This is a genomic window from Shewanella algae, assembly GCF_009183365.2.
In the GTDB taxonomy this organism is placed as follows: Bacteria; Pseudomonadota; Gammaproteobacteria; order Enterobacterales; family Shewanellaceae; genus Shewanella; species Shewanella algae.
The window spans coordinates 664,128-679,302 of sequence record NZ_CP068230.1 but is presented as its reverse complement, the minus strand read 5'-3'; the positions used below and the strand labels follow the sequence as shown (position 1 = coordinate 679,302).

Sequence of the window (15,175 nt, the reverse complement as noted above, 5' to 3'; positions counted from 1 at the left end):
AACAAAAAGCTTTCTTGTTCGGTTTGAGTATTATACAGCAAGGGCTATTAAGCTAGCGGCAGTGGCGTATAAGCTGAACTATATTCCCTTGCGCCCCGCTCTCCAGCCAATTCAACTCTGGCCATCCTCGCAACCATGTTAATTGACGCTTTGCCAATTGCCTAGTAGCAGCGACGGCTTTTTCGACCATAGTATCATGGTCAAATTCACCCTCCAGATATTGCCAACACTGACGATATCCAACACATCGCATAGAGGGCATATCCAGGTGCAGATCGCCCCTTTGCTTCAGCTTGGCCACTTCGTCTGTGAATCCGGCCTGCAGCATCTGCATAAATCTTGTCTCAATCAGCCCATGCAGCGTCTTGCGCTCCTGTGGCGCAATGGCAAACTGCACCACATCATAGGGAAGCTCAGGAGATTTGGATTGAGTCAGCTCAGTTAAACTCTTACCGCTGATACGATATACCTCCAGTGCCCGAGCCAGTCGCTGTGGGTCATTGGGATGAATGCGTGCGGCCGAAACCGGGTCAATCCGCGCCAACTCCTGATGCAGCATTTGCCAGCCTTGCTGCTCGGCTTCCTGCTGTATCTGAGCCCTTATCGCCTCATCGGCACTGGGAAGTGGCGATAAGCCTTCCAATAATGCTTTAAAATACAACATGGTACCACCCACCAAAAGCGGGGTTTTTCCCATGCTGATTATCTGCTCAATCTCCCGCAGACAATCGCTGCGAAAATCGGCAGCTGAATAACTTTCGCTGGGATCACGGATATCTATCAGCCTGTGCGGCCCGCGAGCCAGCTCTTCCGCGCTGGGCTTAGCCGTGCCTATATTCATTTCCCGATAGATAAGTGCCGAATCTACCGAGATGATCTCGCAGTTGTGATGTTCGGCGAGTTCCAGCGCCAACGCTGTTTTTCCTGAGGCAGTGGGCCCCATCAATGTCAGCACTCTTGGCTGTTTCGCCTTACTCACTGCCTTCTTCTTCCAACCATTGCTGCCAGGGCAATACCTTGGCCAGCTGTAAAATTTCTTGTCGAGCTTGCTCGTCCAATGCAGAGATCCCCTGCCATATCAATGGTGCCGAAACAAAGCTACTTAAGCTGCTCTGCGCCAGCCAATTGGCCAAGGCCGCTTCCTGGGGCTGCTCAAATCTGAGCCATTGCAGCAGCTCAGGGATCAAACTCGCCAGCTGCGTGTCCCTCAGATATGGGGGCACTTTTTTGATTATCAACTGCGAATGACGAATACTGAGATCCAGCCCTAGCTGCCTCAGCAGAGTCGCCCTTTCCTCCAGCAATACCGGCCATTCAGGGTCGGCATCCACAGCAACCGGCATCAACAGGGGCTGACCAGTCAGCCCGGTAGGGATGCGAGCGATAATCTCAATATATCTCAATCGCTTGGCAGCAGCTTTCACCTTGAGCAGTTTAAGTTGCTCATCTTCGACCAACACCCAATGCTCGCCATCCAGCAGAGGCGGCATGACGGTCATCTTAGCTTCTGGGCTTGCTTCATTGACCACGCCAGGCGTCGACAATAAAGCGCCATAACTGCTGATGGCCGACTTGGACGGGGCAGCGGCTCCCTGACGGGGATTACCCCCAGAATATGAACCCGATGCCTTGCCACCTAAAGGGGCGTTGCCGCTATATTGGCTTTGATATCCAGCGCTGCCGCCGCTTGACTCGGGCTCGCGAAAACTCGGCTCGGCACGGCTGCTATCAGTCGTCCCACCTTGGGTGAAGCTTGTGCCAGCGGCGTCTGAACGCGCGTCAATGGGCGCAGCATAATCTGTTTGGCTTAAATGCGGATTAACGTCATCGACCGGCAGTTGCTGCGCTTGCTGCAGGGCAGAGCTCAAGGCCTGCAGAATATAATCGTGCACATATCTGGCCTGATGGAAACGCACCTCATGCTTGGCCGGGTGCACATTGACATCTACCTGGTGGGGATCCAGCTCCAGCATCAGCACATAGCCGGGTTGTTCCAACTCGGCCAAACCGGCAAAGGCCTGCCTGACCGCATGGTTCACCAAACGGTCTCTGACCAGGCGGCCATTGACATAAAAATAGTGAGTATCACAAGGCTCAACTTGCCAGGGTGACTGCAGGTAGCCACTGAGGCGCATGTCGTCATGCTGACATTCCACCTTCAACGCCTGCTCGGCAAACGGACGACCACAAACCTGAGCCAGACGCTGCAGATATTGGGCTTCATTCTCTGCCGGACGATAGTTGCGCACCTGTTTGCAATTGTGTTTCAAAGTCAGGTGAATTTCCGGCCTGGCCAGCGCAATCCTTTTCAGCCACTCATCGATATGGGTGAATTCTGTCTTGTCACTCTTGAGGAAACGTCTGCGCGCCGGGGTATTGAAGAAGAGATCGACCACTTCAATACTGGTACCCACTGGATGAGCCGCAGGCAGTATCTTGACCCCCATATCCGCGCCTTCGGCGTAAGCAAGCCAGGCCTCGGATTGTTCGGCCGTGCGAGATGTCAGGGTCAGACGGGAAACCGAACTGATACTGGCCAGCGCCTCGCCTCGAAAGCCAAAGCTGAGAATTGCTTCAAGATCGTCCAGTGTATGCACCTTGGAAGTGGCGTGACGGGACAGCGCCAGTGCCAGTTCCTCCTTGGCGATACCGCCGCCATTGTCCTGAATTCGAATAAGCTTGGCGCCGCCCTTATCGATTTCAATATCGACTCGGGTTGCACCGGCATCCAGGCTGTTTTCCACCAGCTCCTTCACGACGGAGGCCGGCCTCTCTACCACTTCGCCCGCCGCAATCTGGTTGGCCAGTTGTGGGGGTAATATCTGAATTGCCATTTCTTCCTCAGGCTCTGGGGATAACCAGTTGCTGACCTATACGCACTACATCCGATTTCAGGTTATTGGCTTTCTTGATATCGGCCACCGACACCTCATAACGATTGGCGATTACCGACAGAGATTCACCTCTGACAACCTTGTGTTTAATCACGCCCTGTTTGGCCAGCATGGTACCGGCCGGCGGATTGGCTTCAAAATACTTGAGCACGCCTTTATGAATCGCCTTGGCCAGCTTGTCCTGATGGTTGGCATTACTGAGCAACTTCTCTTCCTGAGGGTTGGAGATAAAACCGGTTTCCACCAGAATGGACGGGATATCCGGCGACTTGAGTACCGCCAGGCTCGCCGACTCGGGCTTGTGCTTGTGCAGTTTGGTCACCTTACCCAAACCAGAAAGTATGTCGCTGGCCACTGTGTGACTCATCGCCATGGATCTATCCATCGACATATCCAGCAAGGTCATCGCCAGATACTGTTCATTATCGGTATTTTGAATAATCTCACCGGCACCGCCGAGCAGCTCTGAATGTTTCTCTTTCTGCTCCAGCCAGCGGCCGATCTCGGTATTGGCTCTGCGCATGGAGAGCACCCATACAGAGGCGCCTCTGGGCTGAGGTGAAGTAAAGGCATCGGCGTGGATTGAGATCAGCAGATCGGCCTTACTCTGTCGCGCCAGTTCCGAGCGACGGTTCAGGTTAACAAAGTAGTCACCGGTGCGAATCATCACGGCTTTAAGTCCGGGAGTCGCGTTGATTTTCTGCTCGACTCGCTTGGCAATCGCCAGTGATACCTTTTTCTCGTACAAACCGGAAGGCCCGATAGAGCCTGGGTCATCACCGCCATGACCGGCATCGATGGCAATAATCACATCCCGCACCGCTTCAGTGGCTGTCGGGGTTACCCTGGCTTTGGCCGAAGTGCTCTTGTCATCGAGATCCACCACCAAACGGTTGCCGTATGGTGCAGTTGGCGGCAGGGAGAACAGATTGGCCTTAGCGGCCCGCTTGAGATCTATGACCACCCGCAAGGTGCCTTTCTCCGGCGGCTGGCTCAAACGCACCCTTTTGACCAAGGGGCTGTTGTTTTCAACTTTTTCCAGTTTGACGCCATTGGTGCTCTTTTTCAGATCCACCACAAGTCTGTCAGGGTTGCTCAGTGTGAAATAGCTGTAATCAGGCGCCTGGCTTAAGTCAAATACCACCCGGGTAGACTCGGGCGCCGCCCAAATACGCACACCGTCGAGTTTATTGGCTGCCCAAGTTGGCGCCGCCATTACCCAACAGATAACAAAAAAAGTCAGTTTAAATAAGATGTTATTAGTCTTTACCATTGTTTGTTATTTTTCTTAATAGCACCTTACCCTTGTCGGAACCGGCTTGCAGAGAGACTTCGCGACCAGTATTAGCATATTTGATATGCAGATGTATATCGGCAGCGGGCAAGCCCCCCATCCCCTGTTCCGGCCATTCAATAATGCAAAGGCTGCGCTCGTTGAAGTAATCCCGGATCCCCATAAACTCCAGTTCTTCAGGGTCGCTGAGTCGATAAAGGTCGAAATGATATACTTCGATTCCTTCAAGCTCATAAGGTTCCACGAGTGTATAGGTCGGACTCTTAACCGCACCTTGATGACCCAAGGCTTGAATTAAGCCACGGCTGAAAGTTGTTTTGCCGGCACCAAGTTCTCCGGTCAGATAAATGGTCAGTGGCGCACTGATCAAGGCCGCCAATTGCCGCCCGAAGGCGACAGTTTGAGTCTCATCTGCCAATTGCAGAGTCAAGCTGTGTTCGATAGTCATTTAAGTGAGGATCCACGCCTTACATTGGCCCATTAAGCTTACAAGTCAGTGTTTACCAGATGGCGGATCCAGGGCATAAGATCGCTGGCGAGCATGCCTCTCTCCCCGTCACGGGCAGCAAGGTCGGCAGCGCCGCCGTGAACTATCACGCCTGCCACAGTCGCGCGGGTGTTGTCCAGCCCCTGAGCCATCAGCGCGCCGATTATACCAGATAACACATCGCCACACCCACCGCTGGCGAGCCCGGGATTCCCCACAGGGGCAACAAACAGCTGTTTACCGTCATAAATGAGAGTACCCGCGCCCTTGAGCAGTACCACACCACCATATTGAGCCTGCAGCTTTCTAACCGCTGCAAACCTGTCGGCTTCGACATCAGCAATATCCGTTGCCAGCAACCTGGCGGCTTCCCCCGGATGAGGGGTCAGAACCCGATTGTCCTGGGAGCGTTTTTCCTGGCTCAAGAGATTGAGCGCATCGGCATCCAGCACGCAGGGCTTATCGCTCAAACTGACCGCCTTGAACAGATTGTATCCCCAGTCGGCGCGGCCAAGCCCTGGCCCCAACACCAGTACCTGTGCCCAGCCAAGGCGCAGATAAACTTCCATATCCACCAATTCACAGCCCCAGAACATCAGCTCCGGCCTGTTGGCATTAACCGTGAGTTGATGCTCCGGCCGGCTCACCACAGTAACCAAACCGGCGCCGCCCCTGAGACAGGCTTCGCCCGCCAGTCTGACTGCCCCACCCATGCCATAATCGCCGCCTATAACGGTGACCTTACCCGATTTGCCCTTGTGGCTGTCCCTGGGACGGGCTTCGAAAAGCCCCTTGAGGTACTCAGCGCCGACTCTGACCACATCCGATGGTGGCAGGAAGTCACTCAGCCCCAAGTCAACAAAATGCAGTTCGCCGCAGCAGTGCCTGGCCCTGCCGGTCAGTAGCCCTTGCTTAAGGGCCGCAAAGCAGAGTGTCTGCTCGGCTTCGACTGCCGCCCCAAGAGCTGCGCCGGTATCGGCATCTATGCCGGAAGGCAAATCCAGACTCAGCACCTTGGCCCGCGCGGCGTTTATCCGGGCTATCATGACGGCGGCTTCCGGCCGGACATCGCCCTTGAGGCCGGTACCCAACAGGCCGTCCACTATCCAATCGTATTCGGCTGCGGTTAAATCTGATACCTGAGCCACCTTCGGCGCGGATTGCTGCAACTTATCCCAGGCTTGCTGCCACTCGGTGCTGGGCTGACTGGCGGGAAAGATAAACAGGCTGGCGTTGAAACCCGAGTTCAATAACCAGCGCAAACAAACCAAGGCATCGGCGCCGTTGTTTCCCTGCCCGGCAATGACCAGTACCCGGCTGCCTTGAGTCAGCTTGGCCGCCAATAACTCAAAGGCGGCTTTCCCTGCCCGCTCGACCAACTCATAGAGGCTGCCCTGTCCGGCAGCCCCCCAGTCCAATTCGGCCTGGCGCACGGCCTTGGCGCTATACAGCTGACGGGGCATATCTGACAAATCCTGGGCCATATCGATTCTCCTATCTCCTGACTGACAGATACTGATGACTTGTTAACTCGAAAAAATCCACTCGTTCACTAAACTTATGCTGTGGCAAAGGATGCCGGAAGGAAGCACAGGGATGATGCTGCTGACACTGCTTATTTTAATACTTTGCGTATTACTGCTGGGATTACCCCTTAACGGAGGATTTCCCTGGTTCTGGCTCCTGGCTCTCTGCGCCTTATTGGTCGCCGTTGGCATCTTTCGGGCGCTGACACTACCGATAAAAAATCAGCATAAAGACTGTGATGATTGATAACACACTAGCAGTAAAGTCAGTGAGTATTTATGACTTGAATCAGAACAAGTTGATAAAAATGAAAAAGCCCGGTCTGGGCCGGGCAGAACTAACGGCAGACCCAAGCAGATCCGCCAAGTCTGGGAGACATTAAATATCGTCCATACGTATGGTACTGTGCACCAGTCGTTGCTGCTGGATCTTCTCGACCCGCACCAAATCCTCCAAAGCCCCTTTTACCTCGGCCGAAGCCGACGAACCGGCAGTTTTTTCCAGTAAGGCAATCAAGCGGTTTTCCAGATCCAGATGCAGATTCAGCACATCATCCTCTGTCATATTGGCCGCCAGCATGGTATCGCGGCAGCGCTTGCCAAAGTCCTCAAACACAATGTCTTTGTACCAGGTATCGAGGATCTTGTTTGGCGCATCATCGATATAATCTTCGAGAGTTTCAGCAATATGTTTCTGATGCTGTTCAAAATATTCCAGCATTAGTTTGACCCTGGATGAGTCGGCCTGAGTGTGTAATCTATGATAGAGCTGAGCCATATCAAGACGACATTTCGCTATAAATTCAAGGAGTTCACGTAACTGTTGAATACGCATCTGCCTATCTCCATTTTTCTGCCGTCAACGGCACAATTCAATTCGGTATGGAGACATTATGGAAGTAAAAAAGGTGGGAATATTTGAACAAGGTCATAAATCAGTGCTTACAAATGTCGCTACATTAGACAAAACGCAAGAAACCTGCGGCAGATCACGAAAAGCACTTTTTAATAATTTTGAGGGGGAAATAAAGATTGGAGCGACATATCGGGTTCGAACCGATGACCTGTACCTTGGCAAGGTACCGCTCTACCAACTGAGCTAATGTCGCATTGCTTATTTGCTTCATCATCCGAGCTGATAATCAACAAAGGTACCGACCTTCTATTTTATCAACTGAGCTAATGTCGCACCGCTTGTTTGCTGCATCACCTGCGTCAATAATCAACAAAGGTACCGACCTTCTGTTTTATCAACTGAGCTAATGTCGCATCGCTTGTTTGCTGCATCACCTGCGTCAATAATCAACAAAGGTACCGACCTTCTGTTTTATCAACCGAACTAATGTCGCATTGCAATAATGCATCCACCTTTAAAGACAGTGGGCGTCTGGAATTTGGAGCGACATATCGGGTTCGAACCGATGACCTGTACCTTGGCAAGGTACCGCTCTACCAACTGAGCTAATGTCGCATCGCTTGTTTGCTGCATCACCCGCGTCAATAATCAACAAAGGTACCGACCTTCTGTTTTATCAACTGAGCTAATGTCGCATTGCAATAATGCATCCACATTTAAAGACCGTGAGCGTCTGGAATTTGGAGCGACATATCGGGTTCGAACCGATGACCTGTACCTTGGCAAGGTACCGCTCTACCAACTGAGCTAATGTCGCATCGCTTGTTTGCTGCATCATCCGAGCTGATAATCAACAAAGGTACCGACCTCTGTTTTATCAACTGAGCTAATGTCGCATCACTTAAGTCCACATTTAAAGACCGTGGGCGTCTGGAATTTGGAGCGACATATCGGGCTCGAACCGATGACCTGTACCTTGGCAAGGTACCGCTCTACCAACTGAGCTAATGTCGCATCGCTTGTTCGCTTCATCATCCGCGCTAATAATCAACAAAGGTACCAACCTTCTGTTTTACCAACTGAGCTAATGTCGCATCACTTAAGTCCACATTTAAAGACAGTGGGTGTCTGGAATTTGGAGCGACATATCGGGTTCGAACCGATGACCTGTACCTTGGCAAGGTACCGCTCTACCAACTGAGCTAATGTCGCATTTCCACTTACTTTAACCGTTCACACTGGTTACCACCAGCGGAAAGGTGAGGCCGCATTATATGGAAATTTCCATCTGCTGCAACCCCCTGAAACAGATTTATCTACCGATCGCTCAAATTTTAAATACCCGCTCACGATAGAATTTCAGCTCGGCGATCGACTCCTGAATATCCATCAAAGCCTGGTGAGTATTTTGCTTTTTGAAATCCTTCATGATTTCCGGCTGCCAACGCTTGGTCAGTTCCTTGACCGTACTGACATCGATATTGCGGTAATGGAAGTAATCTTCCAGCTCACGCATATACTTGTTCAGAAAGCGTCTGTCCTGACCAACACTGTTGCCACACATGGGGGACACGCCTTTAGGCACGTACTGGCTCAAAAAAGCTATGGTCTCGGCTATGGCGTCAGCCTCTGTGTGTTTCGAAGCTTTCACCCGCTCAATTAGCCCAGAAGCGCCATGATGTTGTTGATTCCAATCATCCATGGCAGCCAACACTTCATCGCTCTGGTGAATCGCTATCACAGGCCCTTCACCGATAATGTTCAGCTCCTTGTCTGTAACCAAGGTGGCTATTTCCAGTACTCTATCGGTTTCAGGCTCCAGCCCGGACATCTCGAGATCTATCCAAATCAGGTTATTTGCATCCGCAACCATAGCTCAGCCTATCGCTCCTGTTCGCCTAAATTCAGGCTTTTTTGTTTAAGACCGTGTATCATACTGCTTTTTGCCAAGACACAAAATCACCTTATACCGCGAAGAACAGCCTGTGAGTAAAAAGAAACCATTGAGTCATGGCCAACTGCGCCGTATGAAAGCCAATCATCAGAAGCGTCTGCAACGTGGAAAAAACGCTACAGAGGCCGCTCCTGAAATACAGGATAGCTCACTCGGCCCCGAGCTGGAGGCCACGGTTATTTCCCGTTTCGGTCAGCATGCCGATATTGAAACCCATGATGGCCAACTGGTTCGTTGTAATCTTCGCCGCACCATAGGCAGCCTGGTTACCGGCGATAAAGTAGTGGTACGCCTGGCGACCGATCCGCAAACTACTGTCGCCGGTGTGGTTGAAGCCGTCCACCCGCGTAGCTCGTCACTGACCCGGCCCGATCTCTATGATGGCGTTAAAGTCATTGCCGCCAATATAGATCAAATTTTTATAGTGTCATCTGTGCTGCCGAGCTTTACTACCCAGATTATTGACCGCTATCTGGTGGCGGCTGAAGACACAGAAATTCCGCCAGTGATCATTCTCAACAAGGTCGACTTGCTGGACGAGACTCAGGCTGTTGAAGTGGAAACGGCTCTGGCCCGTTACCGCGCTATCGGCTACCCGGTCTATAAAGTCAGCAGTAAAACCGCTGAAGGGATAGAGCAACTGAAAACCCTGTTGCAAGGCAAAACCAGTGTATTTGCCGGGCAATCCGGGGTAGGTAAATCGTCTATTGTCAATGCCCTGCTGCCACAGGCGCAGTTACAAACCGGGGAAGTCTCGGAAAACTCAGGCCTGGGTCAACACACTACCACCACGGCCAAACTGGTTCACCTTCCTAGCGGCGGCGATCTGATTGACTCTCCAGGAGTTCGCGAATTTGCCCTCTGGCACTTACCTGCCGACCGTGTCGGCTGGTGCTTCGTGGAGTTCAGGGATTTTCTCGGCGGCTGTAAATTCCGCGATTGCAAACATCTGGACGATCCCGGCTGCGCATTGCGTAAAGCGGTAGAGGAAGGCAAAATTGCCGAAGACAGATTCAACAATTATCACAGAATTATCACCAGTCTGGATGAACAGCGTCACGCCCGCCACTTCCGCGCCGGCATGGACGACATTTAAGCTGGCAAAGCCCATTTGAAGGAAGCAAAAATTGGATAAAGTGAAGATTGCACTGCAGTACATGCTGCCCAAACACCTGTTGTCCCGCCTGGTCGGGAAACTGGCCGCGGCCGAAGCCGGCAAGCTGACCACCTGGGCTATTCGCTGGTTTATCAAACAGTACAAGATAGATATGTCAGAAGCGGCCCAGAGCGAGCCTGAAGCCTACAAAAGCTTCAACGCTTTTTTCACCCGCGCCCTGAAGGACGGCGTTCGCCCTCTGTATCAGGACTCAGAATATATAGTGCACCCGGTCGATGGCGCCGTGAGTCAGTGTGGCCCCATTGAAGACGGCCGCATTTTTCAAGCCAAAGGCCATCACTATTCGGCTCTGACCCTGCTGGGTAATCAGGCCAAAGACGCCGAACGCTTCGAAGACGGTGACTTTGCCACCATTTATTTGGCGCCCAAGGACTATCACAGAATCCATATGCCCATCAAAGGCACGCTGTCGAAAATGACTTATGTGCCCGGCGAACTCTTCTCGGTCAATCCGTTGACCGCCCGCAATGTACCCGGGCTGTTTGCCCGTAACGAGCGAGTGGTAGCCATATTCGAAACCGAGATTGGCCCCCTGGCCATGGTATTGGTCGGCGCCACCATAGTGGCCAGCATAGAAACCGTTTGGGCCGGCACTGTCACACCGCCGACAGGCAAACGCGTCTTTACCTGGGAATACCCCACCACTGGGCCGGATGCGATCACATTGGAGAAAGGTGCCGAGATGGGCCGCTTCAAATTGGGCAGTACCGTGGTCATGCTGTTTGCCAAAGACGCCTTGGATGAATTTGCCGATGATGTTGAGCCAGGTGCAGTGACCCGTATGGGTGCACCTTTTGCCAAAATAGAGGACTGAACTTGTCTGCCAAGGGGCAAGCTCGTACAGGCCTGACAGAACTGCATCTGGCGGTACTCCTGTTCGGGGGAACCGCCCTGTTCTCCCGGCTTATTCCCTTGAGCGCCCTCGATATCACTCTGCTGCGCTGCGTTATCGCCGCCATAGTTCTGGCGCTGCTGGTTAAACTCAGCCGTCAACGCCTGCGCTTGCTGCGCGGCAAAGATTACCTTATTGCTCTGTTACTTGGGGTGATTGTCAGCCTCCATTGGGTGACCTACTTTGCGGCGATGCAACTCTCCTCTGTCGCCATCGGCATGATAGCCTTTTTCACCTATCCCGTGATGACTGTGCTGGTCGAACCCTGGTTTACCGGCAGTCGCTTACACCTCAGAGACCTTGTCAGCGGTTTGGCGGTGCTGCTGGGGGTGATTCTGCTGATCCCCGAGCCATCATTGGGCAACGACGTTACCCTAGGGATCCTGGTCGGCGTTGTTTCCGCCATCTTGTTCACCGCCCGTAACCTGTTGCACAAACGCTACTTCACCGCCTACAGCGGCCAGCAGGCGATGTTTTATCAAACCGCGGTAGCAGTGCTGGTGTTGGCTCCATGGCACAGTCTTGATACCGCTGACATCAGCAACCAAACCTGGGGATTGCTGCTGCTTTTGGGAGTCGTCTTTACCGCGGCGCCCCATGCCTTGTTTACTTCGGCACTCAGATACCTGAGTGCCAAGACTGTCGGTTTGGTTGCCTGTTTACAACCCTTCTATGGCGCCATGCTCGCCTGGTTGCTGCTGGATGAGTCGCTGACTCTGGCAACCGCTATCGGTGGCACTTTAGTGGTAGCTACCGCCTTGTTTGAAACATCACAGAGTCACAAATCACAAGCCCCGAAAAAGAACCTTGGCTGACATATCAAAACCCGCTTAACTTAGCTAATATGAGCTGTCGATTAACTCTTTGAATTTAGCTCTTTGAATTTAACTATGGTTCGAGCCTGCCTTCTGCTGTTTTGTCTATTTATCGCCTCCGCCCAGGCCAATTCGCCACTGGGGTTGGATAAACGTCTGGGTCTTAACCAACAAAACACTGAAACCCTGTCGCAGGAGCAACAACTGGCGCAGCTGGAAAAGAGCATTCAGCAGCTTGCCGACACCAACCGCAGTTATCAGGAACTGCAACTCAATTTCGAAAGCAGGCGCCAGCATCTTTATGATCAGTTGCAGGAAGCCGCCGCGCCACTTAAGCCCGAACTCCATCAGGATCTGGATCAGCAGGCCTCCATGGCCTATCTGCGCCTTTCCGAACTGAAAGAGAGTGAAACCAGCCTAAGCCAGGCCAACAGCGCCATGCTCAAGCGCCACAGCGAGTTACCTGCCGAAATAGTCAAAATCAGACAGGCACTGCTGCAACAGCAAAAGGCCCAGGCAGTGGCCGGTGACAATGCCGCCAAAGAGCTGCAACAGGCACAGTTGTTATTGCTGGAACAACAGCTCACCACGCTGGAAAGCGAGTTGGCAGTCAGCCAACAAAAGCGCGAATTACATCAGTTACAACTGCAACTGGTACGCAAGCAGTTGCAGCAACAAGAGCTGCTTATCGAACAGCTTAACCGCGCCATTACCGATGCCAGGCAGCAGCAGGTCAATGCCACACTGGCCGAAACCCTCAATGCCGAGGCTGATGGCCGCGATCGCCTGACCACAGAGCTGAGTCTGGCCAACCAGAGATATGGCCAGCAATTGCAGCTACTGACGGAGCAGACCGCGCAGACCATAGCCCTGCAGGAACAAGCGGAGAAGCTGGATCAGTCCCACAGCAAGCAACTGGACAACATCAAGGAGCAGATAAGCTGGGTAAAGATGAACCCGGTTTTCGGTGAGCGCTTTTTGCAGATCCTGCAGTCACTGCCAAAGCCCCCCAACCAAGAGCACCTGCAGACCCAGATAGCCGATGCCAGACTCAATCGCTATCAGATTGAGCAGCAGTTTGCCGCCAATGAGCAACTGCTAACGACCCAATCCTACAGCAATGAATCTCAGCTGCGGCTGCTTGAGTCGCAACAGGCTTTGCTGAATCAACTATTGAAAGGCTATGACACTTATCTCAGTGAACTGGCCAAGCTCAAGAGCAAATATGAGCTGCTCACCGACAGCTACCAGAGGCTCAAGTCCACCCTCAATGAACACCTGTTCTGGGTACCCAATGCCTACAGCATCAGCAAGCTGTGGCTGACGGATCTGCAGCGCTCCAGTCTCTGGCTCTGGCAACAAACCAGTCTGCCTGAGATAAAGCAGGGACTGACCGAACTGAGTCCATACTGGTCCTGGTGGATCATCCTGGTGGTGTTGTGTCTGGTGGCCCAGGATATTCTCACCCCCAGATTCAAGACCATGATGCGCGAATGTGAGGCGCCGGTCGGCAAGGTGACCCAGGATAAGTTCATCTACACCATCCAGACATTAGTGATCAGCGCCGGTTACAGTCTGTTCAAACCCTTTCCCATAGTGGCTGCCGGCTTGATTATGCTGCAGTCAGACAGTAATCCCATTCAGGCCATCGGCATGGGTGTACTGGCCATAGGCAGCCTGTACCAGCTCTATCGCTTCATCTATCTGCTGGCGCTGGACAAGGGCCTGCTCATAGGCCATTTCAAACGGCCGCAAGAGGTGATCCGTCAAGGCCAACAGCGTTTTCGCCGCTTTGTCATCATGGCCATGCCTCTGGTGGGCGTCATGGGCTTTACCGAAATTCTCGACTCCTCTCTGGTGCGCAACAGCATAGGCCGCGGTGCCTTTATTCTGTTCTGTATCATGCTGTTTATGCTCTATCGGGACGTACTGACTCTGTCCCGTCGCTACCGTGAAAGCCATCTGGACGACAAGAACAAGCGCCTGCTGCAAAAGCTGCTGTGGCTGCTGCTGTTGCTGGTGCCGCCACTGAGCGCCGTGTTGGCATTCAGGGGCTACTATTTCACCGCCTTCCAGATGCTGCTGCAGCTGCAGCTTTCTTTACTGCTGGGACTCGGCTTCCTGTTGCTGTACCAGTTGCTGAAACGTTGGATGTTGATTGAAAGGCGCCGCATCGCCTTCGATCGCGCCAAGGCCCGCCGAGCCGAGCGTCTGGCGCAGCGGGAAAAAGGCGATACCTCATCGGGCACCAACGATCATCAGGACACCTATGAAGAGCCGGTAGTCGATTTGGAAACCATGTCCAGCCAATCACTGGGTTTGGTGAGATCCCTGCTGCTGCTGGCGTTTCTGGCCTGTTTGGTCGGCCTGTGGACCCAAACCCACACCGCCCTGTTCAGCTTCCTCGACGGCATTACTCTTTGGACAACAACGACTACCGGGGTAGGCGGAGTCGAGCAGCCTCTACCCATCACCATGAAGTCGCTGGTATTTGGCGCCATTGTGGTCGGCTTTTCCATGATGATAGCCACCAATCTGCCCGGCCTGTTGGAGCTGACTGTGCTGCAAAAGCTGGATCTCACCCCGGGAACCGGCTTTGCCATCACCACTGTGACCCGTTACCTGGTGGTCTTTATCGGTATCGTCATCGGCTTTGCCACCCTGGGGATGGAGTGGTCCAAGCTGCAATGGTTGATTGCGGCCTTGACTCTGGGTCTGGGTTTTGGTCTGCAGGAGATCTTCGCCAACTTTATCTCGGGCCTTATCATACTGTTTGAAAAGCCGGTGCGTATCGGCGATACCGTCACTATTCGTGAGCTCACAGGCACGGTTTCCAAGATCAAAATTCGCGCAACCACCATCATAGATTGGGACAGGAAAGAGATTATCATCCCCAACAAGGCCTTTATCACAGAGCAGTTAATTAACTGGTCGCTGTCAGATCCCATTACCCGGGTGATCATCTATGTTTCGGTCGCCAGGGATTCAGATCCTGCCCGGGTGGAGGCCGCGCTCTATCAGGCAGTGAAAGAGTGTGAAAACGCGCTGGAAACCCCTGAGCCGGAAGTCTGGTTTGCCGGTTTCGGCAAACACACTCAGGACTATGAAGTCAGGGCTTATGCCAAAGATATGTCTTCCCGCTGGCCGCTGCGCCACGATCTGCACAAGCGGATCAGCAAGAAGCTCAAGGAGAACCAGCTGGAGCTGGCTTATCCTCAGCTCGAAGTGCATATCAGCAACACGCACAACAAAGACACCAGCGGTATTATCAGAGGTTAAT

11 protein-coding genes and 5 tRNA genes are annotated in these 15,175 nt (G+C 52.9%); 4 read left to right on the top strand and 12 right to left on the bottom strand.

From position 1 onward, the window contains the following. Positions 1-52 precede the first annotated feature (52 nt). From miaA to orn, 12 genes are all read right to left on the bottom strand, one after another. Positions 53-979 (bottom strand): tRNA (adenosine(37)-N6)-dimethylallyltransferase MiaA, encoded by a 927-nt coding sequence (gene miaA, locus E1N14_RS03175; RefSeq protein ID WP_082813124.1) that lies wholly within the window; start codon positions 977-979, stop codon positions 53-55. After that, on the bottom strand, positions 972-2,834 hold the full coding sequence (gene mutL / locus E1N14_RS03170; RefSeq protein ID WP_062793740.1) for a DNA mismatch repair endonuclease MutL: 1,863 nt from the start codon (positions 2,832-2,834) through the stop codon (positions 972-974). Before mutL ends, miaA begins: the two co-directional genes overlap by 8 nt. Positions 2,835-2,841: 7 nt before the next feature. Continuing rightward, positions 2,842-4,167, bottom strand: coding sequence for an N-acetylmuramoyl-L-alanine amidase (locus tag E1N14_RS03165; protein WP_028779695.1), 1,326 nt, complete (start codon positions 4,165-4,167; stop codon positions 2,842-2,844). Continuing rightward, a complete protein-coding gene (gene tsaE / locus E1N14_RS03160) occupies positions 4,154-4,636 on the bottom strand; it encodes a tRNA (adenosine(37)-N6)-threonylcarbamoyltransferase complex ATPase subunit type 1 TsaE (protein WP_025011328.1) in 483 nt (160 codons plus the stop codon). The genes E1N14_RS03165 and tsaE overlap by 14 nt, the downstream gene beginning before the upstream one ends. A gap of 38 nt (positions 4,637-4,674) precedes the next feature. Continuing rightward, positions 4,675-6,159 carry a bifunctional ADP-dependent NAD(P)H-hydrate dehydratase/NAD(P)H-hydrate epimerase gene (locus tag E1N14_RS03155; protein ID WP_025011329.1) on the bottom strand — a complete coding sequence of 495 codons (1,485 nt, stop codon included), beginning with the start codon at positions 6,157-6,159 and terminating at the stop codon, positions 4,675-4,677. 421 nt (positions 6,160-6,580) lie between these two features. Then, positions 6,581-7,036 carry a ferritin family protein gene (locus tag E1N14_RS03150; protein WP_025011330.1) on the bottom strand — a complete coding sequence of 152 codons (456 nt, stop codon included), beginning with the start codon at positions 7,034-7,036 and terminating at the stop codon, positions 6,581-6,583. Positions 7,037-7,234: 198 nt separating this feature from the next. Then, positions 7,235-7,310: transfer RNA gene (locus E1N14_RS03145), tRNA-Gly, on the bottom strand. A 286-nt stretch (positions 7,311-7,596) separates the two neighbouring features. After that, positions 7,597-7,672: transfer RNA gene (locus E1N14_RS03140), tRNA-Gly, on the bottom strand. A 126-nt stretch (positions 7,673-7,798) separates the two neighbouring features. Beyond that, positions 7,799-7,874, bottom strand: a tRNA-Gly gene (locus E1N14_RS03135). Positions 7,875-7,995: 121 nt separating this feature from the next. Next, a tRNA-Gly gene (locus E1N14_RS03130) sits at positions 7,996-8,071 on the bottom strand. A 122-nt stretch (positions 8,072-8,193) separates the two neighbouring features. Next, positions 8,194-8,269, bottom strand: a tRNA-Gly gene (locus tag E1N14_RS03125). A 115-nt stretch (positions 8,270-8,384) separates the two neighbouring features. Further along, a complete protein-coding gene (gene orn, locus E1N14_RS03120; RefSeq protein WP_025009371.1) occupies positions 8,385-8,930 on the bottom strand; it encodes an oligoribonuclease in 546 nt (181 codons plus the stop codon). Between the two features lie 112 nt (positions 8,931-9,042). On the opposite strand from orn, the gene rsgA reads away from it, so the two are divergent. From rsgA to E1N14_RS03100, 4 genes are all read left to right on the top strand, one after another. Beyond that, positions 9,043-10,107: a small ribosomal subunit biogenesis GTPase RsgA gene (rsgA, locus tag E1N14_RS03115; RefSeq protein WP_025009370.1), complete on the top strand. Its 1,065-nt coding sequence runs from the start codon at positions 9,043-9,045 to the stop codon at positions 10,105-10,107. 31 nt (positions 10,108-10,138) lie between these two features. Then, positions 10,139-11,002 (top strand): archaetidylserine decarboxylase, encoded by an 864-nt coding sequence (gene asd, locus E1N14_RS03110; RefSeq protein WP_025009369.1) that lies wholly within the window; start codon positions 10,139-10,141, stop codon positions 11,000-11,002. 2 nt (positions 11,003-11,004) lie between these two features. Beyond that, positions 11,005-11,895, top strand: coding sequence for a DMT family transporter (locus E1N14_RS03105; RefSeq protein ID WP_375336954.1), 891 nt, complete (start codon positions 11,005-11,007; stop codon positions 11,893-11,895). Between the two features lie 75 nt (positions 11,896-11,970). Then, positions 11,971-15,174: a mechanosensitive ion channel domain-containing protein gene (locus tag E1N14_RS03100; RefSeq protein WP_062793551.1), complete on the top strand. Its 3,204-nt coding sequence runs from the start codon at positions 11,971-11,973 to the stop codon at positions 15,172-15,174. Position 15,175 lies beyond the last annotated feature (1 nt).

Excerpts from the sequence above, each read along its gene's own strand:
- mutL (WP_062793740.1), bottom strand. The coding sequence starts at position 2,834 with ATGGCAATTCAGATATTACCCCCACAACTGGCCAACCAGATTGCGGCG.
- E1N14_RS03165 (WP_028779695.1), bottom strand. The coding sequence starts at position 4,167 with ATGGTAAAGACTAATAACATCTTATTTAAACTGACTTTTTTTGTTATC.
- tsaE (WP_025011328.1), bottom strand. The coding sequence starts at position 4,636 with ATGACTATCGAACACAGCTTGACTCTGCAATTGGCAGATGAGACTCAA.
- E1N14_RS03155 (WP_025011329.1), bottom strand. The coding sequence starts at position 6,159 with ATGGCCCAGGATTTGTCAGATATGCCCCGTCAGCTGTATAGCGCCAAG.
- E1N14_RS03150 (WP_025011330.1), bottom strand. The coding sequence starts at position 7,036 with ATGCGTATTCAACAGTTACGTGAACTCCTTGAATTTATAGCGAAATGT.
- orn (WP_025009371.1), bottom strand. The coding sequence starts at position 8,930 with ATGGTTGCGGATGCAAATAACCTGATTTGGATAGATCTCGAGATGTCC.
- E1N14_RS03100 (WP_062793551.1), top strand. The coding sequence starts at position 11,971 with ATGGTTCGAGCCTGCCTTCTGCTGTTTTGTCTATTTATCGCCTCCGCC.